This window comes from Mesorhizobium sp. M1182 (genome assembly GCF_040318335.1).
Taxonomy (GTDB): Bacteria; Pseudomonadota; Alphaproteobacteria; order Rhizobiales; family Rhizobiaceae; genus Mesorhizobium.
In genome coordinates, this window is sequence record NZ_JAMYMD010000033.1 from 26,474 (window position 1) to 46,105 (window position 19,632).

15 protein-coding genes are annotated in these 19,632 nt (G+C 63.9%); 9 read left to right on the top strand and 6 right to left on the bottom strand.

Going from position 1 to position 19,632, the window contains the following annotated elements:
* Positions 1-184: 184 nt before the first annotated feature.
* The 7 genes from NKH33_RS27035 (at position 185) to NKH33_RS27065 (ending at position 12,864) form a co-directional block, all read left to right on the top strand.
* A complete protein-coding gene (locus NKH33_RS27035) occupies positions 185-5,665 on the top strand; it encodes an alpha-2-macroglobulin family protein (protein ID WP_352922307.1) in 5,481 nt (1,826 codons plus the stop codon).
* A gap of 201 nt (positions 5,666-5,866) precedes the next feature.
* A complete protein-coding gene (pbpC, locus tag NKH33_RS27040; RefSeq protein WP_352922310.1) occupies positions 5,867-7,957 on the top strand; it encodes a penicillin-binding protein 1C in 2,091 nt (696 codons plus the stop codon).
* 9 nt (positions 7,958-7,966) lie between these two features.
* Complete coding sequence (locus NKH33_RS27045; RefSeq protein ID WP_352922312.1) at positions 7,967-8,698, top strand: M15 family metallopeptidase; 732 nt, start codon at positions 7,967-7,969, stop codon at positions 8,696-8,698.
* A gap of 218 nt (positions 8,699-8,916) precedes the next feature.
* Positions 8,917-9,945 (top strand): sulfate ABC transporter substrate-binding protein, encoded by a 1,029-nt coding sequence (locus NKH33_RS27050; RefSeq protein WP_352473515.1) that lies wholly within the window; start codon positions 8,917-8,919, stop codon positions 9,943-9,945.
* Between the two features lie 18 nt (positions 9,946-9,963).
* A complete protein-coding gene (gene cysT / locus NKH33_RS27055) occupies positions 9,964-10,815 on the top strand; it encodes a sulfate ABC transporter permease subunit CysT (protein ID WP_352473514.1) in 852 nt (283 codons plus the stop codon).
* A complete protein-coding gene (gene cysW / locus NKH33_RS27060; protein WP_352922315.1) occupies positions 10,808-11,692 on the top strand; it encodes a sulfate ABC transporter permease subunit CysW in 885 nt (294 codons plus the stop codon). The genes cysT and cysW overlap by 8 nt, the downstream gene beginning before the upstream one ends.
* A gap of 131 nt (positions 11,693-11,823) precedes the next feature.
* Complete coding sequence (locus tag NKH33_RS27065) at positions 11,824-12,864, top strand: sulfate/molybdate ABC transporter ATP-binding protein (protein WP_352465240.1); 1,041 nt, start codon at positions 11,824-11,826, stop codon at positions 12,862-12,864.
* A 14-nt stretch (positions 12,865-12,878) separates the two neighbouring features.
* Here NKH33_RS27065 and NKH33_RS27070 read toward each other — a convergent pair whose 3' ends face one another.
* A complete protein-coding gene (locus NKH33_RS27070; protein ID WP_502893814.1) occupies positions 12,879-13,277 on the bottom strand; it encodes a type II toxin-antitoxin system VapC family toxin in 399 nt (132 codons plus the stop codon).
* Positions 13,277-13,549, bottom strand: a complete 273-nt coding sequence (locus NKH33_RS27075) for an antitoxin (RefSeq protein ID WP_352473543.1) — start codon at positions 13,547-13,549, stop codon at positions 13,277-13,279. Before NKH33_RS27075 ends, NKH33_RS27070 begins: the two co-directional genes overlap by 1 nt.
* A gap of 284 nt (positions 13,550-13,833) precedes the next feature.
* On the opposite strand from NKH33_RS27075, the gene NKH33_RS27080 reads away from it, so the two are divergent.
* Together NKH33_RS27080 and NKH33_RS27085 are read left to right on the top strand one after the other, a co-directional pair.
* Complete coding sequence (locus tag NKH33_RS27080) at positions 13,834-14,820, top strand: sulfate ABC transporter substrate-binding protein (protein WP_352473511.1); 987 nt, start codon at positions 13,834-13,836, stop codon at positions 14,818-14,820.
* Between the two features lie 246 nt (positions 14,821-15,066).
* Complete coding sequence (locus tag NKH33_RS27085; protein WP_006202816.1) at positions 15,067-15,516, top strand: RrF2 family transcriptional regulator; 450 nt, start codon at positions 15,067-15,069, stop codon at positions 15,514-15,516.
* Here NKH33_RS27085 and NKH33_RS27090 read toward each other — a convergent pair.
* The 4 genes from NKH33_RS27090 to NKH33_RS27105 all read right to left on the bottom strand — a co-directional run bounded on the left by NKH33_RS27090 (position 15,513) and on the right by NKH33_RS27105 (position 19,565).
* Positions 15,513-15,992: a gluconokinase gene (locus tag NKH33_RS27090; protein WP_352473509.1), complete on the bottom strand. Its 480-nt coding sequence runs from the start codon at positions 15,990-15,992 to the stop codon at positions 15,513-15,515. The two genes, NKH33_RS27085 and NKH33_RS27090, sit on opposite strands and share 4 nt — an antisense overlap.
* A gap of 71 nt (positions 15,993-16,063) precedes the next feature.
* Positions 16,064-17,050: an ABC transporter permease gene (locus tag NKH33_RS27095; protein WP_292658927.1), complete on the bottom strand. Its 987-nt coding sequence runs from the start codon at positions 17,048-17,050 to the stop codon at positions 16,064-16,066.
* Positions 17,047-18,027, bottom strand: coding sequence for an ABC transporter permease (locus tag NKH33_RS27100; protein ID WP_352684752.1), 981 nt, complete (start codon positions 18,025-18,027; stop codon positions 17,047-17,049). The genes NKH33_RS27095 and NKH33_RS27100 overlap by 4 nt, the downstream gene beginning before the upstream one ends.
* Complete coding sequence (locus NKH33_RS27105) at positions 18,024-19,565, bottom strand: sugar ABC transporter ATP-binding protein (protein ID WP_352922319.1); 1,542 nt, start codon at positions 19,563-19,565, stop codon at positions 18,024-18,026. The genes NKH33_RS27100 and NKH33_RS27105 overlap by 4 nt, the downstream gene beginning before the upstream one ends.
* Positions 19,566-19,632 lie beyond the last annotated feature (67 nt).

The following is a 19,632-nucleotide window of genomic DNA, read 5'->3' on the forward strand; positions in this document are numbered from 1 at the left end:
AGGGCTTGGAACTCACACCTTCTGCGTCGCCGCAAGAAAGCGTGATCCCCTGTCCTATGGAGCTACTACCGGTCACCGGCCGGAAAGCAAACCGTTGGCAGGCGGATCCTGCCGCGTCCCGATGTTGACAAGCGCGACTGAAGCTTGAAGATTTCTGGACGTAAGCACTTGTCTGGAGGGGTTTATGGCAATGCGCGCGGCTCGTGGTCTATCGATTCTTTTCCTTCTCTTTTTTGCCTGGAGCGGTGTCGCGCAAGCGGCCGAAGCCCGGCGGGTGGTGACATCGGACAATTCCGACTATTTCGGTTTCGATCTCAGATCCGACCAGAATGTCAGCCTCGACCAGTGCAAGACCACCTGCCTCGGCGACCCGGCCTGCCGCGCCTTCACCTACAACCTCAAGGCCAAATGGTGCTTCCTTAAATCCGATTACAATTCGTTGAAACCCTTCGGTGGCGCCGTCGCCGGCAAGGTCGTCAACATCGATGGCGATCCCGACATCGGCGCGCCACCCGAACTCGCCTTCTTCCCCAACTGGATGGCCGACCAGGCCCAGCAATACCGCAACAAGCTCACTGGCCCGACCTACACCAAGCCGACAGAAGGGCTGACCGCGCTGAGGGCCGCCGCCGAACAGTCGGCGCTGACGGGCGACCATCGCTCGGCCATGCACAAATACGAAGCGGCGGTTTCGGTGTTGCCTTATGATGGCCAGCTCTGGCTCGAGCTGGCGCGCGAAACGCTTGCCGTCCATCCGACCGCCAACAGCTCGGAGCCGTCGACCCTGCCGGCGAACGCCACTTCCGCCGCCTTCAACGCCTACAAATTGCTGCGCACCACCAAGACGCGCGCCGACGTGCTGGCGCTGCTCGGGGACGGCCTTGATCGCCGCGATCTCTACAGGCCGGCTCTGCAGGCCTACGAGGCGAGCCTCGCTCTCGTCAATTCGCCGGCAGTCAGGGCCGCCTATCAGGATCTCAAGGCCCGCAAGGGCTTCCGCGTCATCGATCATACCGTCGATGCCGACACCAGCGCGCCACGCATCTGCGCGCAGTTCTCCGAGGAACTGGTCAAGACCGGCGTCGACTACTCGCAGTTCGTTACTGTCGACAACGCCGCTCCCAAGGGCGTCGAAGCCAAGGACAAGCAGATCTGCGTCGAAGGACTCGAGCACGGCCAACATTATGACGTGACCTTCCGCGCCGGCTTGCCGGCCGCCATTGGCGAGGTCACCGCGGCACCGGTGGTTCTGTCGATCTACGTGCAGGACCGCGCGCCTTCGGCCCGCTTCACCGGCGATAGCTTCGTGCTGCCCGCCGGCGCACGCCGCGGTATACCGGTCGTCACCGTCAACATGAATGCCGCCCAAATGAAGCTCTTCCGCATCGGCGACCGCTCGCTGGCCCAGCTTCTGTCGGGATATCAGTTCCTGCGCCAGCTTGACGGCTACGACATTTCGAACATCTCCGAACAGATGGGCGAGCCGGTCTGGCAAGGCCAGCTCGACATCGCCAACGACCTCAACAAGGAAGTCACCACCTCCTTCCCAATCGACGAGGCTTTGCCGAAGCGCAAGCCCGGCGTCTATGTGCTGACCGCACAAGCCGTCAACGATCGCAGCGACGACTATGATTCGCACGCCACGCAATGGTTCGTCGTCTCCGATATCGGCCTGTCGACCTATACCGGACAGGATGGGCTGAACGTCTTTGCCCGTTCGCTCGCAACCGCCAAGCCGATCGCCGGCGCCGAGCTGACGCTGCTGGCCAGGAACAATGAAATCCTCGGCACCGCGACCACCGACGCGGAAGGGCGGGCGATGTTCAATCCCGGCCTGACGCGCGGCGACAGCGGCATGGCGCCGGCCGTGCTGATGGCCAAACAGGGCGACGACGATTTCGTCTTCCTCGATATGGGCCGCGCCGGCTTCGACCTGTCCGACCGTGGCGTCGCCGGACGGCCGGCACCTGGCGCGCTCGACGTCTATGCCTGGACCGAGCGCGGCATCTACCGCGCCGGCGAAGATGTCCATGTCGCGGCCCTTGCCCGCGACAGTGCCGCCAAGGCGGTCGAGAACCTGCCGCTGACCTTCATCTTCTCGCGGCCCGACGGCGTCGAGGACCGCCGCATCGTCAGCGACGGCGCATCGGCCGGCGGTCACGCTGTCGACCTGCCGCTGGAACCCAACGCCATGCGCGGCACCTGGACGGTGGCGATCCATACCGATCCCAAGCAGGCGGCGGTCGCCAGCCAGATGTTCCTGGTCGAGGACTTCGTGCCGGACCGCATCGAGTTCGACCTGTCCTCCGACAAGCAGGAGATCGCCCAGGGCGAGACCGCCAACATTACCGTCGACGGCCGCTTTCTCTACGGCGCGCCGGCCGCGGGCCTCGCGCTCGAAGGCGAATTGACGCTGTCGACCGCCCGCGATTGGGACCGCTTCAAAGGCTATTCCTTCGGTCTGGCCGACGAACAGTCGGCTGAACCGACGGTGACGCCCTTCACCGGCCTGCCGGTGGTCGGCGAGGACGGCAAGGCGACTTTCCCGGTCTCCGTCGATCAATTGCCATCCACCACCAAGCTGGTCGATGCAAAGGTCACTGTCAGGATGCGTGAAACCGGCGGCCGTGCCGTCGAGCGCTCGCTGAATATCGGCATCCGCCCGCAGGGCCACATGATCGGCATCCGCCCGGATTTCGACGACGACGAGGTGCCGCAAGGCGGCACGGCCAAGTTCAGCCTGATCGCTGTCGACCCAGACGGCAAGCGTGAGGCGCTGAAGGGCGCGCAGTGGTCGCTGGTCAAGGTCGAGCGCAGCTACCAGTGGTACCGCTCGAGCAACTCCTGGAACTATGAGCCGGTCACCTTCACCAAGGCGGTGGCCAACGGCCAGGTCGACCTGAGCGCCGATGGCGAGGCGACGGTGTCGCTGCCGGTCGACTGGGGCCGCTACCGGCTCGAGATCGAGACAGCGGATCCGGAAGGCCCGGCCACCAGCTACGAGTTCGACGCCGGCTGGTATGTCAGTTCCACCACCACCGAAACGCCCGACGGCCTAGAGATCGCCCTCGACAAGGATACCTATGCGGCGGGTGAAGTGGCCAAGCTCAAAGTGTCGCCGCACTTTGCCGGCGAGCTGCTCGTCACCATCGGCACCGACAAGCTCCTGAAGACCGTCACCGCCAGCGTGCCGGCCGGCGGCAGCACCGTCGACATCCCGGTCGGCGACGACTGGGGTGCCGGCGCCTACGTCACGGCAACGCTGTTCAGGCCGGGCGATGCGCAAGAGACGCGTATGCCGGCGCGCGCCATCGGCGTCAAATGGCTGAAGCTCGATCCCGGCTCGCGGAAGCTTGCCGTCAGCTTGGCGCCGCCGGACAAGACCATGCCGCGCCAGCAGCTGTCGATCCCGGTGGCCGTAGCAGGCGTGCAGCCCGGCACCAACGCCTATGTCATGGTCGCGGCCGTCGACGTCGGCATCCTCAACCTGACCAACTACAAGGTACCGGATCCGGAGAACTGGTTCTTTGGCCAGCGCATGCTCGGTCTCGACGTTCGCGACATCTATGGCCGGCTGATCGACGGCTCGCTGGGCACAACCGGTAAGCTGCGCACCGGCGGCGACGGCGCCAACATGCAATCGCAAGGCAGTCCGCCGACCGAAAAGCTGGTCGCCTTCTTCTCCGGCCCGGTCCAGCTCGACTCCGACGGCAAGGCGCGGATCGACTTCGACATACCGCAGTTCAACGGCACCGTGCGCGTCATGGCCGTCGCCTGGACAAAGGAAGCAGTCGGCCATGCCCAGTCCGACGTCATCGTTCGCGATCCGGTGGTGATCACCGCCGGCCTGCCGCGATTCCTGGCGCCCGGCGATTCCGCCGTCATGCGGCTCGATGTCGCCGACACCGACGGCCCTGCTGGCGACTACAAGCTGACCATCGACACGACGGGCGACCTGTCTACCGGCAGTGCCGCCTTGCCTGAAAAGCTGACGCTGGCCAAAGGCAAGCGGCAGACGCTGACCGTGCCGTTGATTGCGCGGACCGCGGGCAACGCCTCGATCACCATCAAGCTTGCGCATGCCGACGGCACCGCTGTCGAGCAGACGCTCTATGTGCCGGTGCGCCCAGCGCAACTGCCGGTGACCACCCGCATGGTCGTCGACCTCAAGGGCAATGGCGGCGCGCTGCGCGTCGACAAGGAACTGCTGGCGGCAAGCCTGCTCGATGGCGCTTCGGTCAGCGTCGGCGTTTCGCAGGCGGCTGCCTTCGATGTACCGTCGCTGCTGATGACGCTCGACCGCTATCCCTATGGTTGCGCCGAACAGACCACCAGCCGCGCCATGCCGCTTCTCTACGTCAACGAGATGGCTTCCGGCATCGGCATGGCCAGCGACCCCGATCTGCATGGCCGCGTCCAGGACGCTATCTACAAGGTGCTGAGCTACCAGGCATCGGCCGGCAGCTTCGGCCTGTGGGGTCCGGGTTCCGGCGATCTGTGGCTCGACGCCTATGTCACCGATTTCCTGACCCGGGCGCGCGAGCAGAGATACGACGTGCCGGCTTTGGCGATGAACCAGGCGCTGAGCAATCTGCAGAACGCGATCGGCTACGATCAGGACGTCCAGGATCGCGGCAGCGAGATCGCCTATGCGCTCTATGTGCTTGCCCGCAACAAGAAGGCCTCGGTCGGCGATCTGCGTTATTATGCCGACACCCAGCTCGAAGCCTTTACCAGCCCGATGGCCGTCGCCCAATTGGCGGCGTCTCTCGCGCTCTACGGTGACACCCAGCGCTCGGAGGCAACCTTCCAGGCCGCGCTGCAACTGGCCAAGTCGACGCCCGAATATGACTATTACCGGTCCGACTATGGCTCGCCGCTGCGCGACGGCGCGGCGATCCTGGCGCTTGCCGCGGAAAGCAAGCCGGTGCCGACCATCGTGCCGGCGCTGATCCAACTAGTGACCAGGGAACGCGCCGACGCCAGGTGGACCAGCACACAGGACGAGTCCTGGATGCTGCTTGCGGCCCGCGCGCTGAAGGCCGGCAATGATTCGATCGCACTGACCGTCAACGGCGCACCGCATGCCGGCGGCTATGCGGACCAGATCGCCGGTGGCGACCTGGCCGACAGTCCGCTGACCATCGTCAACACCGGCAGAAATCCGCTGCAGGCGGTCGTCACCACCGTGGCCTCGCCGATCCAGCCTCTGCCGGCCGGCGGCAACGGCTTTACCATCAGCCGTACCTACTACAAGCTAGACGGCACAGAGGCCAACGTGACGGAGGTCAAGCAGAACGAACGCTATGTCGTCGTGCTCAAGGTTTACGAGCAGAACACCTGGCCTTCGCGACTGCTGATCACCGACCTGTTGCCGGCCGGCTTCGAGATCGACAATCCGGGCCTGGTCTCCAGCGCCCAATTGACGAACTTCTCCTGGCTGGCGCAGACCGATGCCGCTCATCTCGAATTCCGCGACGACCGTTTCGTCGCGGCTTTCAATCCCAACGACGGCGACGGCGACCGCAACATCACGCTCGCCTACGTCGTGCGCGCGGTGACGCCGGGCACCTATGCCCACCCGGCGGCAACGATCGAGGACATGTACCGGCCGCAATATTCGGCCCGCACCGCCACCGGCATGATGGAGGTCAAGGCGCCGTAAGGATAGGAATATGGCGGTGGCGCTGCCCCTCATTGCCCTGCCGGGCATTTCTCCCCGTATAGAGACGGGGAGAAAGAGCCATGCGCCGAAGTTTTCGCCGAACTTTAACGTCGCAGAAAAGGCGCCAAGGGTCGCGACAGCCCCCTTCTCCCCGTCACTAAACGGGGAGAAGGTGCCGGCAGGCGGATGAGGGGCGGCGCCATGCTCTCCAGAAAATTCCTGCGCCGAGCGGCCATCACGGGCATTTCCTTGGCCGGTCTCGCGGCAATCACCGCCTTCGGCCTCTGGCAGCTCGACCGCGCATTTCCGCCGCCGCTGCCGGCTGCTTTGACGGTCTCGACCGAGGTGCAGGACCGAGACGGCCAGCTGCTGCGCGCCTTCGCTACGCCGGATGGCTACTGGCGGCTCGCTACCAGCCTGGACCAGGTCGACAAGCAGTTCGTCGACATGCTGGTCACCTATGAGGACAAGCGTTTCTGGGATCATCAAGGCGTCGACGTGCTGGCACTGGCGCGTGCCGCCGGCCAGTTCGCGGCCAGCGGCCATATCGTCTCCGGTGGTTCGACGCTGCCGATGCAACTCGCCCGGCTGATCGAACCGCGCGACAGCCGCAGCCTCGGCTCGAAGATCAAGCAGATGCTGCGCGCCCTCCAGATCGAACGGCGGCTTTCCAAGCGCGAGATCCTCGAACGCTATCTGACGCTGGCGCCCTATGGCGGCAATCTCGAAGGTGTGCGCGCCGCTTCGCTTGCCTATTTCGGCAAGGAGCCGAAACGGCTGACGGTCTCGGAGGCGGCCCTGCTCGTCGCTTTGCCGCAATTGCCGGAAAAGCGGCGCCCTGACCGCAACCTCGACGTCGCCCATGCCGCCCGCGACCGCGTGCTGACCCGCATGGTCTCGGCAGGCCTGCTCGGCGAACGTGAGGCCGCGCGTGCCGCGCTCGACGATGTGTCGGGGCTGCGGCGGACCTTGCCGGCGCTCGCTGCCCATGCGGCCTATACGATGCTGTCCAAGGCCATTCCCGGCCAGAAGCTGCAACTGACGATCCGCAAGAGTGTCCAGGAAGGGCTGGAGCAGGTGGCCAAGGATGCGGCCGCCAGGCTCGGCCCTCGCCTCTCGGTGGCCATGGTACTGGCCGATGCCCGTACCGGCGATATTCTTGGTGAGGTCGGCTCTGCCGATTTCTTCGATGCCAGCCGTTCGGGCTGGATCGACATGACCAAGGTCGTTCGCTCGCCTGGCTCGACGCTGAAGCCGTTCATCTACGGCCTCGCCTTCGAACAAGGCCTGGTGGCGCAGGAGATGCTGATCGAGGACAGCCCAGCCGATTTCTCCGGGTATCGGCCGAAGAACTTCGACATGGGCTATCAGGGCGATGTCAGCATCAGGCAGGCGCTGCAATTGTCGCTCAACGTGCCGGCGATCCGCGTGCTCGACGCGGTCGGCCCGGCCCGGCTGATGGCACGCTTTCGCCAGGCCGATGTGACCCCTATCCTGCCCGTCAACGAAGCGCCCGGCCTGGCGATCGGCCTCGGCGGCGTCGGGGTGACCCTGCGCGACCTGGTCCAACTCTATGCCGGCCTTGCCAATGGCGGCAAGGCACACACGCTGCATGACGGCACCGAGCCGGCGAATGCCGAACGCTCGACCACCACCATCCTCGACGGGCAGGCGACCTGGCAGATCACCGACATCCTGTCAGGCGTCAAGCCTCCCCAGGGTGCCGTCCAACGCGGCATCGCCTACAAGACCGGCACCTCCTACGGCTATCGCGACGCCTGGTCGGTCGGCTTCGACGGCCGCTACGTGCTCGGCGTCTGGGTCGGCCGCCCCGACGCCGGTGCGGTGCCCGGCCTGTCCGGCTATGTCTCGGCTGCGCCCATCCTGTTCGAAGGTTTTGTCCGTTCCGGCCTGGCCGCCGTACCACTGCCGAGCCAGCCGTCCGGCGTCCGGCGTCCGAAACGCGAGGAGCTGCCGGTGACGCTGACGCGCTTCGGCGCCGGCACCGATGGGCTGGTGCAGGCGACGCCGACCGAACCTGCGCCAACCATCATCTTTCCGCCCGACGGCGCTCGCGTCGATCTCGGCACTTCCTCGGCCGACGCCTCGCCGCTGGTGCTCAAGCTGCAAGGCGGCCGCGCACCATTCCGCTGGCTGGCCAACGGCAAGCCGCTGGTCGGCATCGACCGGCGGCGCACCGCGACCTGGCAGCCGGACGGCGCCGGCTATTCGACCCTGACCGTGATCGACGCGGCGGGACGCGCGGCCAGTGTGAAGGTTTTCGTCGAGTGAAAGTTTCCCTTGAATAATTTCCGGCAGGTGATTCAGGGGATTGGGTTTTACGTCTTGCTTTCGGGCGCCGGTATTTCCTCGGCCTTTGCTGACACCCTCCCCGCCGGCTTTGTTCGGCTAGCCGACATCGATCCCAATATCCGGCAGGATATCCGCTATGCCGGCCTCGAGAATTTCCTGCATCGCAAGGTAAGCGGCTACGATGCGCCGGCATGCATCCTCACCAGGCAAGCGGCGCAAGCGCTTTCGGCAGTGCAGAAAGCGATTGCCGCCGAAGGACTGACGCTGGTCGTGTTCGACTGCTATCGCCCTGCACGGGCTGTCTCCGACATGGGTGACTGGACAAAAACGAGTGGGCCACCGGACGCGCAATGGTACCCAAAGGTCAAGCGCAAGGATCTCATCGCCAAGGGCTATATCGGCGAACTGTCCACCCATTCGCGCGGATCGACGGTCGATGTCGCGATCGCGCGAGCCGACCGCAAGAGCGCTCCGAAACCGGCCTGCGGCGCGACCGATGCCGACACGCTCGATTTCGGCACGGGTTTCGACTGTTTCGATCCAGCGAGCGAAACGGCTCACCGACCGATAGCCAGTGAAGCGGCGGCTAACCGCAAAAGACTTGTCGAGGCGATGCGTGCCCGCGGCTTCAAGAATTACGCCCGCGAATGGTGGCACTTCACGCTGGAGAACGAGCCGTTTCCAAAAGAGCGCTTCAACTTTCCCGTTACCGCCGAATAGCCGGTCGCAACCTTCGGGCGCGACGCAGCCATTGCCGAAGAGCTAGCCGTCTCTAGATAATCGCGTCGGGATCGCAATCATGGTCCATGCGGGGAAAATAGTTTCTCGCATCGCCGAAACTGGGCGAAAAATTGCTTCAATAGGCCAAAAAAGGCAACATTGAATGCATCTAAATTCTATCAATTCGGTAGATTGGCGCGAGTTCAACGGAGGCGGAAATGACCAAACCTCATTTCAGGAAACTGCTCGGCGCACTGGTCGCCACATCTGTCCAGTTCGGCACGCTCGGTTTCGCGTTTGCCGACACCACCATTCTCAACGTGTCCTATGACCCGACGCGTGAGCTCTACAAGCAATTCGATGAGGCCTTTGTCGCCCACTGGAAGGCCGAGACAGGCGAGACCGTCACCGTCCAGCAGTCGCATGGCGGATCCGGCGCCCAGGCGCGCGCGGTGATCGACGGGCTCGACGCCGACGTGGTGACGCTGGCGCTCGAAGGCGACATCAACGCCATTGTCTCGAAAACGAAGAAGATCAATCCCGACTGGCGGACGAAATTCGAAAACAATTCGGCACCCTACACCTCGACGATCATCTTCCTCGTCCGCAAGGGAAACCCCAAGGGCATTCATGATTGGGGCGATCTGGTCAAGGACGATGTCCAGGTGATCACGCCCAATCCGAAGACCTCCGGCGGCGCGCGCTGGAACTATCTTGCCGCCTGGGCCTATGCCAGCGCCAAGGATGGCGGCGACGAGGCCAAGACCAAGGAATTCGTCGGCAATCTCTATGCGCATGTCCCGGTTCTCGACACCGGTGCGCGCGGCGCCACCGTGACCTTCGCGCAAAAGGGGCTGGGCGACGTGCTGCTCGCCTGGGAAAACGAGGCCTATCTGGCGCTCGACGAGTTCGGCGCCGACAATTTCGATATCGTCTACCCGCCGACCTCGATCCTGGCCGAGCCGCCGGTAGCCGTGGTCGACGCCAATGTCGACGCCAAAGGCACGCGCAAAGTTGCCGAAGCCTATCTGAGCTACCTCTATTCCAAGGAAGGCCAGACGCTCATCGCCAAAAACCATTATCGCCCTTCGAAGCCCGAACTGGTGCCGGCGGAGGACTTGGCCAAGCTGCCTGAGATCAAGCTGGTCACCATCGACGACCCGCTTTTTGGCGGCTGGAAGAAAGCACAGCCTTATCATTTCGGCGATGGTGGTATATTCGACCAGATCTACAAGCCGGCCCAGTAGCATTTAGATCAGGACGACATGACCACAGCACCCGCCAAGGCGGGGTGGCGATTCAGGCAGCCGAGCGTCATTCCGGGTTTCGGATTGACGCTCGGCTTCTCGCTTGCCTACCTCACCCTCATCATCCTCATTCCCCTGTCCGGGCTGGTCTGGCGCTCGGCGGCGCTCGGCTGGACCGACTTCTGGGCGATCGTCACCGACCGCCGCACCATCAACGCGCTTGAAATCAGCTTCGGCACCGCCTTCATTGCCGCTGCGGTCAACGTCGTCTTCGGCACGATCGTCGCGTGGGTGCTGGTGCGCTACAGCTTTCCAGGCCGCCGCATCGCCGATGCCATGGTCGACCTGCCCTTCGCGCTGCCGACGGCGGTTGCCGGCATCGCTTTGACCACGCTTTACGCACCGAATGGCTGGATCGGAAGCCTGCTGACGCCGCTCGGCATCAAGGTCGCGTATACGCCGCTCGGCATCGTCATCGCGCTGATCTTTATCGGGCTGCCCTTCGTCGTGCGCACTGTGCAGCCGATCATGGAGGAAATCGACAAAGAGGTAGAGGAAGTGGCCGCCACGCTCGGCGCCAATCGCTTCCAGATCATCAGCCGTGTTCTGCTTCCCGGACTGGCACCGGCCATCGTCACCGGTTTCGCGCTGGCCTTCGCGCGCGGCGTCGGCGAGTACGGCTCGGTTATCTTCATCGCCGGCAACCTGCCCTACAAATCCGAGATCGCACCGCTTCTGATCGTCATCCGGCTCGAGGAATATAATTATGCCGCGGCGACCGCGATCGCGGCGATCATGCTGGCACTGTCCTTCGTGATGCTGCTGGTCATCAACCTGGTGCAGACCTGGAGCCGCAAGCGCTATGGCTGACCCGGAGATCAAATCCTACGCGCCGCACCACGAAAGCCGCTCGGCGGCGGTAACCGAAAGCCGTCCTGCGCAAGCCGTGCTGATGGCGGTAACGTTTGCGTTCCTCGCCATCTTCCTGCTCTTGCCGCTGGTCATCGTCTTCAAGGAAGCTTTCGCCAAGGGAATCGAGGCCTACACACAGGCGCTAGGCGAACCGGATACGCGCTCGGCGATCCGCCTGACGCTTCTGGTCGCGGCGATCTCGGTGCCGCTCAACATCGTCTTCGGCATTTCCGCCGCCTGGGCGATCGCCAAGTTCGAGTTCAAGGGCAAGGCGTTCCTGACCACACTCATCGACCTGCCCTTTTCCGTCTCGCCGGTCATTTCGGGGCTTGTCTACGTGCTCTTGTTCGGCGCGCAAGGCCTGCTCGGCGCCTGGCTGAAAGCACATGGCATCGTCATTCTGTTTGCCGTGCCGGGCATCGTGCTGGCCACCGTCTTCGTCACCTTCCCCTTCGTCGCCCGCGAATTGATCCCGCTGATGCAGGAACAGGGCAATGGCGACGAGGAGGCTGCCCTGTCGCTTGGAGCCAATGGCTGGCAGGCGTTCTGGTACGTGACGTTGCCCAACGTCAAATGGGGATTGCTCTACGGCGTGCTGTTGTGCAATGCCCGCGCGATGGGTGAGTTCGGCGCCGTCTCGGTCGTGTCGGGCCACATACGCGGGCTGACCAACACCATGCCGCTGCATGTCGAAATCCTTTATAACGAGTACAATGCCGCCGCCGCCTTTGCCGTCGCTTCGCTGCTTGCCGGCCTGGCGCTCGTCACGCTGGTCTTGAAAACACTTCTCGAGATGCGCTACGGCGCCGAGATCGCCGCGACGCGCGGACACTGACAAATGCATGTCGCCCAAAAGTGTGTAGCGGTTTTTGGACAACGACATGCATAAAACAAAGATTTGATGTCGCCCAAAAGTGGGAACCGGTTTTGGGATAACGGCATGCATCAACTACAAAAGGGATTTGCATGGAAGTTCGCGTTGCCAACGTGCGCAAGGAGTTTGAGCGGTTTCCGGCCCTCCACGACGTTTCGCTCGACATCAAGTCGGGAGAACTGATCGCCCTGCTGGGACCGTCCGGTTCCGGCAAGACGACGCTGCTCAGGCTGATTGCCGGATTGGAGCGGCCGACCCGCGGAAAGATCTTCTTCGGCGAAGAGGATGCCTCCCAAAAGTCGATTCAGGAGCGCAATGTCGGCTTCGTCTTCCAGCACTACGCGCTGTTTCGCCATATGACGGTTGCCGACAATATCGGCTTCGGACTCAAGGTCCGGCACGGGCCGTCACGCCCGTCGGCGAAGGAAATCCGCCGCCGCGCCTCGGAACTCCTCAACCTCGTTCAGCTTTCCGGTCTGGAAAAACGCTATCCGGCACAGCTTTCGGGCGGCCAGCGCCAGCGCGTGGCGCTGGCCCGCGCCATGGCGATCGAACCGGCCGTGCTTTTGCTCGACGAGCCGTTCGGCGCGCTCGATGCGCAGGTGCGCCGCGAACTGCGCCGCTGGCTGCGCGACATCCACGACGCCACCGGTCACACCACGGTCTTCGTCACCCATGACCAGGAAGAGGCGCTGGAGCTTGCCGACCGTGTCGTGGTGATGAGCCAGGGCCGCATCGAGCAGGTCGGCACCGCCGACGAGATCTACGACACGCCGAACTCTCCCTTCGTCTACGGCTTCATCGGCGAATCGAGTTCGCTTCCGGTCAAGGTCGAGGACGGCCAGGTCTGGATCGCCGACCGGCCGATCGGGCTTTCCGCGCCGCACGCACCGCAAGGCGAAGCGACGCTGTTCTTTCGCCCGCACGACGTCGATCTGGTGGAAGAATGCAACGGCTGCATCGCCGGCACGGTCGCCGCCAGCCGCCGCGTCGCCGGCACCAGGCGGGTCGAGCTCGAAATCGGCGGCGAACGTCAGCGGGTCGAGATCGAATTGCCCGTCGATCATCCGGCGGCGCAGAAAAGTCGCGTGGCTTTCAGGCCGCGGCGCTGGAAGCTTTTTCCGGCTGCTTGATCCTCTATCAGGCGCTACACCAGCCAGTTCTCGATCTTCAGGCCTTTGATCCGGTTGAACTCCCCGGTGTTGGCGGTCACCAGGGTAGTTCCAAGCGCACGGGCGTGGGCAGCAATAAAAAGGTCATTCTGGCCGATGGTCTGGCCCCTGCCTTCCAGTTCTGCGCGAATCGCGCCGTACTCGGCATCCACCGGCACATCGAGCGGCAAGACGGGAATCTCAGCCAGCAATTCCTCGACCTTCTTGTGCAACTTGGCTGATCTTTTCTTGACGCAGCCATATCGCAGTTCCGACGCTACCACGATGCTGGTACACACGGCGGCGTCTCCCACGCGCAGGACAGCGCTTGCGGCTTTCCCGGCCGGATTTCGGATCATGTCGCTGACAATGTTCGTGTCCAGCATGAACCGCATCAAAAAAATTCCTCGGATTTGACAGGCATATCCTCGACTTCGGGAAAGTCTTCCTCGGCACCGGGCGGCGGCTCTTTCGCCCATTGCGCGAGCAGTGCGGTGAGGCCAGGTTTGCGGACCGGCTCGATGATCAGGCGGTCGCCTTCACGGCTGATCAAGACCTTTTCGCCGGGAAGTTCGAACTCGACGGGAATGCGCACCGCCTGGCTGCGATTGTTACGAAACAGCTTCGCCTCCTTCGGCGGGGTTGTTGAATGGCGGTGTTGAGACATGACAACAGCTCCCTTGTATATACTATTTGTATATGCCAGACAGGGCGGCGATGCAATCGCCTTGCACCGCGTTGGCCGGCCGGGAACCATCGTGCACGCCGACGGCATCGGCGCCGCTGCCAAGCTGTCCTGAGACTCTGCTTGAAAGAAAAAACCAGAAATCGCCCACAGCGGGAATATTTCTTCTATCGACAACGTGGAGCGGCCGCTCTGCGTGCCTCGTCGCGCACGATGCCTTGCCGCTATGGTCCGGCATTAAGCTCATGGCATTGGAGCCTGTTTTCATGAAGCGATTTTTGCTTGGCATCGCCACGTTGGCCGGCCTCTTCCTCGCATCCTCCCAAGCCTGGTCGGCCGACAAATTGCTCAATGCTTCCTATGATGTCGGGCGCGAACTGTTTGCGCAGGTCAACAAGGCGTTCGTCGCCGGCCACCCCGGCGTCACCATCGATCAGTCGCATGCCGGAACCTCGGCACAAGCACGCGCCATCGCCGAAGGCCTCGGCGCCGACGTGGTCACGTTCAACCAGGTCATCGACATCGACTTCCTGGTCAAGAAGGGCCTCATCTCCGCCGACTGGCAGAAGGACTTTCCGGACAACGCCTCGCCTTTCTATTCGCTGCCCTCCTTCCTGGTGCGCGCCGGCAATCCGAAGCACATCAAGGATTGGAACGATCTCGTGCGCGACGACGTCCAGGTGATCTTCCCCAATCCGAAAACATCGGGCAATGCGCGCTACACCTATCTCGCGGCCACCGCCTACGCCAAGGAAGCCTTCAAGGGCGACGATGCCAAGGTGAAGGAGTTCGTGACAAAGCTGTTCAACAACGTGCCGGTGTTCGACAGCGGCGGGCGCGCCGCGACCACCACTTTCGTGCAGCGCGAAATCGGCGACGTACTCATCACCTTCGAGTCGGAAACGCGCGGCGTCCGCAAGGAGTATGGCGAGGACAAGTTCGAGCAGGTAACGCCTTCGGTCAGCCTGTTGGCGGAATTTCCGGTGGCGATCGTCGACACGGTTGCAGACGAGCATGGCACGCGCGATCTCGCCAAGACCTATCTCGACTTCCTCTATACACCGGAGGGCCAGGACATCGCCGCCCGCAACGGCCTGCGGGCCCGGGACGCGGCGGTCGCTGCCAAATATAAGGCTGAGTTTCCCGATGTCCGCCTGCTGACGGTGGAGGAGGTCTTCGGCGGCTGGGCCAAGGTCCAGGCCGAGCACTTTGCAGCGGGCGGCCTGCTCGACCAGACTTATGGCAGCCGCTGAGGCGATCCTCCAACTTTGACAGAAGCCGGCTTGTTGGCTTCTTTGCTTTCGCGCCGCGAAAGGTGATTTCTGGCACTTTCCGGGCGCATTCCGTCCAAAAGGTTACAAAGAATCAACGCGTTTGTGCCTACCGTGAGAACGGACGGCTTGTTTTCGCGAACGGCTTCGCGTGATCAAACCGTCATGATTTGCACACAAACAGCCGCCAGACGCAGGTGGTTGGGGCTTCATGGGTTGACTCGGGGCATGCTTACCAAAAAAGGCAAATACGGCCTCAAGGCCCTCGTGCATCTGTCGGGCCTGCCGGTCGGCCAGCTCGCATTCGTCAACGACATTGCGGTCGCCAATAATATCCCCAAGAAATTCCTGGATGCCATCCTGGGCGAGTTGCGTAACGCCGGCTTCGTCCAGAGCCGCAAGGGCAAGGAAGGCGGTTACCGCCTTGCCCGGCCGGCTTCCGAGATCAAGATCGGCCATGTCGTGCGTGTCCTCGACGGGCCGCTGGCGCCGATCCCCTGCGCCAGCCGCACGCAATACCAGCGCTGCGAGGATTGCGACGAGGCGACCTGCCAGGTTCGGCACATGATGCTGGAGGTCCGGCAGGCGATCGCCGAGGTGCTGGACAACCGCAGCCTCGCGGCCATGCGCGACGCCGACAATGACGATTTCCCAGTCGAACTGACGTCGCAAATCTAGCGCGCGAGCAGGCTCAAGGCGGTCGCGACGGTGTCGGCGACCGGACGCGTGCCATCCAGGGTCATTGCCGCCTCGTCCGCCGCTGGCGCCTCGAGCGTGGCGAACTGGCTGTCGACCAGGCTCGCCGGCATGAAATGACCCTTGCGATTGCCGACGCGCTGTTTTGCTGTTGCCGGGTCGATCTCCAGGTAAACGAAAACGATATCCGCGCAAAAGCCGCGCAGGCGATCGCGGTAGCTGCGTTTCAGCGCTGAGCAGGCGGCGACCACACCTTGCCCGCTTGCGACCGACGCGGCCATCCGCTGGCCGATCGCGTCGAGCCAGCCTTCGCGCAGCGCGTCGGTGAGCGGCTGGCCGCTCGCCATGCGTGCGACGTTTTCGGGCGGATGCAGCCTGTCGCCTTCGATAAAGACGGCGCCCAATGCCGCTGCAAGCGCTTCGCCGACAACCGACTTGCCGCAACCGGCAACGCCCATCACCACGATGGCGGGTACCGTTCGAACAGTGCTCGCCGGCTTATATGCCACGTCTTTACCGGTCATGCAGGTCAGCGGCTTGCCGGCGCGCGGCCATAGAGCAGCAGCATGGCGACGATGACGACGCCGTAGATGATCTGCCGTCCCGCCTCCGGCATCTGCATGACAGAGAGAATGGACTGCAGAAGCGTGATCAGGATCACCCCGGCGACGGTGCCGAGATAGGAGCCGCGCCCGCCGAGGATCGAGGTGCCGCCGAGCACCACCGCGGCGATCGACGGCAGCAGATAGGCATCGCCCATCGACTGTGCCGCCTTGGAGGCATAGCCGGCCAACAGCACGCCGCCGAAGGCGGAGAGCCCGCCCGAAACCGCAAAGGCGATCATCACTACGCGCCTTGTATCGATGCCGGAAAGATAGGCTGCGCGCTCGCGATTGCCGATGCCATAGACGGTGCGGCCGAAGCCGGTGCGGGTCAGCACGAACACCATTGCGGCGCCGATCAGTGCCCAGATGAGAACGGCGTTGGGCACGCCAGGAACGGCAAAGCCGGTCGCCAGATAGCGCATCGCACCGGTCGCCGAATCCTGCGGCGAGAAACCGCCCGTGTAGACCACCATCAGCCCCTGCGCGACGGCGTTGGTGGCAAGCGTGATGATCATCGAGGGAATGCGCAGATAGGCGACGCCGATGCCGTTGACGATGCCGATCAGAACACCGCAGAAGATGCCGAACGGAATGGCAAGCGCCACGCCGACCGGGCCGTATGCGGCCGCGGCACAGGCCATCATCGCGCCGGCCGCCACCGACCAGGGCACCGACAGGTCGATCTGGCCGAGCAGGATGACCAGCATCATGCCGGTCGCGATGACGCCGAGAAACGACGCCACCTTGAGCTGCTGCAAAAGGTATTCAGGCGACAGGAAGCTGCGCGAATAGAGGCTGCCGAGGAACAGCAGCAGCACGATACAGGCGAACGCCGTCAGCACCGCCGGGTCGGCGCGGCGGAGGAATTTCGGCATGCGGCCGGCGAGACCACTCACAGTCGTTTCGCTCACAGGAACCACTCCAGCCGGTTGCGGACCCGAAACAGGGCGAAGGCGCCGAGGCTGACCGCGATCAGCAGAATGACGCCCTGGAACAGGGGCTGCCAGAGCGGATCGAAATCGAAGACGAACAGCAGGTCGCCGATGGTGCGGAAGGCAAGCGCGCCGAAGATCGCGCCGATGGCGCTGCCTTTGCCGCCGAACAGCGACACGCCGCCAAGCACGACCGCGGCAATCGAAAACAGCGTATAGGCGTTGCCGCTGGCATAGGCCGCATCACCGGTATAGGTGAAGAACGTCAGGAACAGCCCGCCGATCGCGGCAAGCAGACCGGCAAGCGCATAGGCGGCGAACTTTCCACGCCGGATCGGCACGCCGGACATGTAGGCCGCCATCTCCGAGGAGCCGGCCGCATAGGCGGCGCGGCCGAGCACCGACCGGCTGAACGGCACCCAGACGACAAGCACGACCGCCAGCAGCGCCACCAGGCTCGCCGGCACAATGCCAAACAGGCGCCCGGTCAGCGCATCGGCGAGCCCTTCATTGACCGAGCCGCCCGGAAACGGCCGAAGCAGCAGCGCAATGCCGAAATAGACCGCACCGGTGGCGATGGTGGCGACGATCGGCTGCAGGCGTCCATAGATGACGATGGCGCCGTTGATTGCCCCGCACAGCAGGCCGGTGCCGAGCACGGCGATGACGCCGAAGGCGGTCTCGATGCCGGTGCCGACGACCAGCCACGACGCCAGGCAGTTGGTCAGGGTGAAGATCATGCCGACCGAAAGATCGATGCCGGCGGTGATCACCACCAGCGTCTGCGCCATCGCGACGAAGGCGAGCAGCACACCCTTGTTCGAGGCCGTTTGTACGACATTGGCGGTGAAGCCCGCCGGATGGTTCGAGGTGTAGATGACGAACATGACAACGAAGATGCCGAACGCCAGCAACGTTCCGCGCTGTTCGGCAAGCCAGTAGCGCCAATCCTTCACGCGTCCGCTCCTTGCTTTGGCATCTCTTCGTGAATGTTGAGCGCGCTGGCGATCAGCGCCCGCTCGGTGATTTCGGCGCCGACCAGTTCGCGCTTGACCGCGCCGTCATAGAGCACCAGCACGCGGTCGCAGCAGCCGATCAGCTCGTCATAGTCGGTCGAATAGAAGAGGATCGCCGCACCCTGGTCGGCAAGCTTGCGCATCAACTGGTAAAGCTCCTGCTTGGTGCCGACATCGATGCCGCGCGTCGGATCGTTGAGCAGGATGATGCGCGGCTGCCGCATCAGCCATTTGGCGATGACGACCTTCTGCTGGTTGCCACCGGATAGCGCGCCGACCGGAATGTCGAGGCCGGCGGTCTTGATCGCCAGGAGACCCACCATATCGTCGATCAGCCGCTGCTCGGCGGCGCGATCGATGATGCCGGCCCTGGACAGCCGGTCGAGGGCAGCGAATGAGAGGTTTTCGCGCACCGTCATCGGCAGCATCAGCCCTTCGGTCTTGCGGTCCTCCGGGATCAGCGCCATGCCGATCCGGTCGTCGCGCGCCGCGGCCGGGCTGGCGATCGCCACCGGCCTGCCGTCGATCAGGATCTGGCCCGACAGGCCACGCAGCACACCGAAGAAGGCGAGCAGCAATTCGCGCTGGCCTTGGCCGTCGAGGCCGCCAAGCCCGACCACCTCGCCCGCCCCGACCGATAGCGAGACATCGTGCAGCCGATCCGTCCAGGACAGGCTGCGCGCCTCCAGAACCGGCGTGGCTGCGGCAGCCGCCCGCGCGGGCTTGGGCGGAAAGATGTGGCTGTATTCGCGCCCGATCATCAGTTCGACGACCTCGTTGTCGCTTTTTGTACCGGCCGCGTAGCTGGCGACATTGCGGCCATTGCGGAACACCGTGCACTGGTCGGCCAGCTCGGCGATCTCGTTCATGCGGTGCGATATATAGAGCAGCGCCAGCCCTTCCGAACGCAGCCGCTTCAACACGGCGAAAACCCTGGCGACGTCGGCCGCGGTCAGCGCCGAGGTCGCCTCGTCGAGGATCAGGATGCGTGGCTTGCGCGCCAGTGCCTTGGCGATCTCGACCATCTGCCTTCTTGAAAGAGGAAGATCCTTGACCAGCGCCAGCGGATGGATATCGGAAGCGCCGGCGCGAGCGAGGGCTTGTTCGGCGATGCGGCGCTGCGCCTTGCGATCGATCATGCCGAAACGCTTCGGCGGATCGGAAATGACGATGTTGTCGGCAACGCTGAGTTCGGGGACGAGCGACAGTTCCTGGAAGATGCAGACGATGCCGGCCTGGTTGGCAGCGGCCGGCGAAGCGAAGGTAACTTCGCTTCCGTCCAGCATCATGCGGCCCTCGTCGGGCGCGACGACCCCCGCCATGACCTTGATCAGCGTCGATTTGCCGGCGCCGTTCTCGCCGAGAATGGCGTGGATGCTGCCTGGAGTGACCGACAGTTCGGCCTTCTCCAGCGCGCGCACGCCGCCATAGCGCTTGGATATGCCTTCCATGCGGAAGAGCGGAATCGCACCGTCCATCGGCCCTCCCCAGGCGCTTGGCAATCAGGATGTCGAGCGCCGACGCCGCGGGATCTCCCGCGGCGTC

Excerpts from the sequence above, each read along its gene's own strand:
- NKH33_RS27085 (WP_006202816.1), top strand. The coding sequence starts at position 15,067 with ATGCTTACCAAAAAAGGCAAATACGGCCTCAAGGCCCTCGTGCATCTG.
- NKH33_RS27105 (WP_352922319.1), bottom strand. The coding sequence starts at position 19,565 with ATGGACGGTGCGATTCCGCTCTTCCGCATGGAAGGCATATCCAAGCGC.
- NKH33_RS27070 (WP_502893814.1), bottom strand. The coding sequence starts at position 13,277 with ATGCGGTTCATGCTGGACACGAACATTGTCAGCGACATGATCCGAAAT.
- pbpC (WP_352922310.1), top strand. The coding sequence starts at position 5,867 with ATGCTCTCCAGAAAATTCCTGCGCCGAGCGGCCATCACGGGCATTTCC.
- cysT (WP_352473514.1), top strand. The coding sequence starts at position 9,964 with ATGACCACAGCACCCGCCAAGGCGGGGTGGCGATTCAGGCAGCCGAGC.
- cysW (WP_352922315.1), top strand. The coding sequence starts at position 10,808 with ATGGCTGACCCGGAGATCAAATCCTACGCGCCGCACCACGAAAGCCGC.
- NKH33_RS27050 (WP_352473515.1), top strand. The coding sequence starts at position 8,917 with ATGACCAAACCTCATTTCAGGAAACTGCTCGGCGCACTGGTCGCCACA.
- NKH33_RS27065 (WP_352465240.1), top strand. The coding sequence starts at position 11,824 with ATGGAAGTTCGCGTTGCCAACGTGCGCAAGGAGTTTGAGCGGTTTCCG.
- NKH33_RS27035 (WP_352922307.1), top strand. The coding sequence starts at position 185 with ATGGCAATGCGCGCGGCTCGTGGTCTATCGATTCTTTTCCTTCTCTTT.
- NKH33_RS27080 (WP_352473511.1), top strand. The coding sequence starts at position 13,834 with ATGAAGCGATTTTTGCTTGGCATCGCCACGTTGGCCGGCCTCTTCCTC.
- NKH33_RS27075 (WP_352473543.1), bottom strand. The coding sequence starts at position 13,549 with ATGTCTCAACACCGCCATTCAACAACCCCGCCGAAGGAGGCGAAGCTG.
- NKH33_RS27090 (WP_352473509.1), bottom strand. The coding sequence starts at position 15,992 with ATGGGCGTTGCCGGTTGCGGCAAGTCGGTTGTCGGCGAAGCGCTTGCA.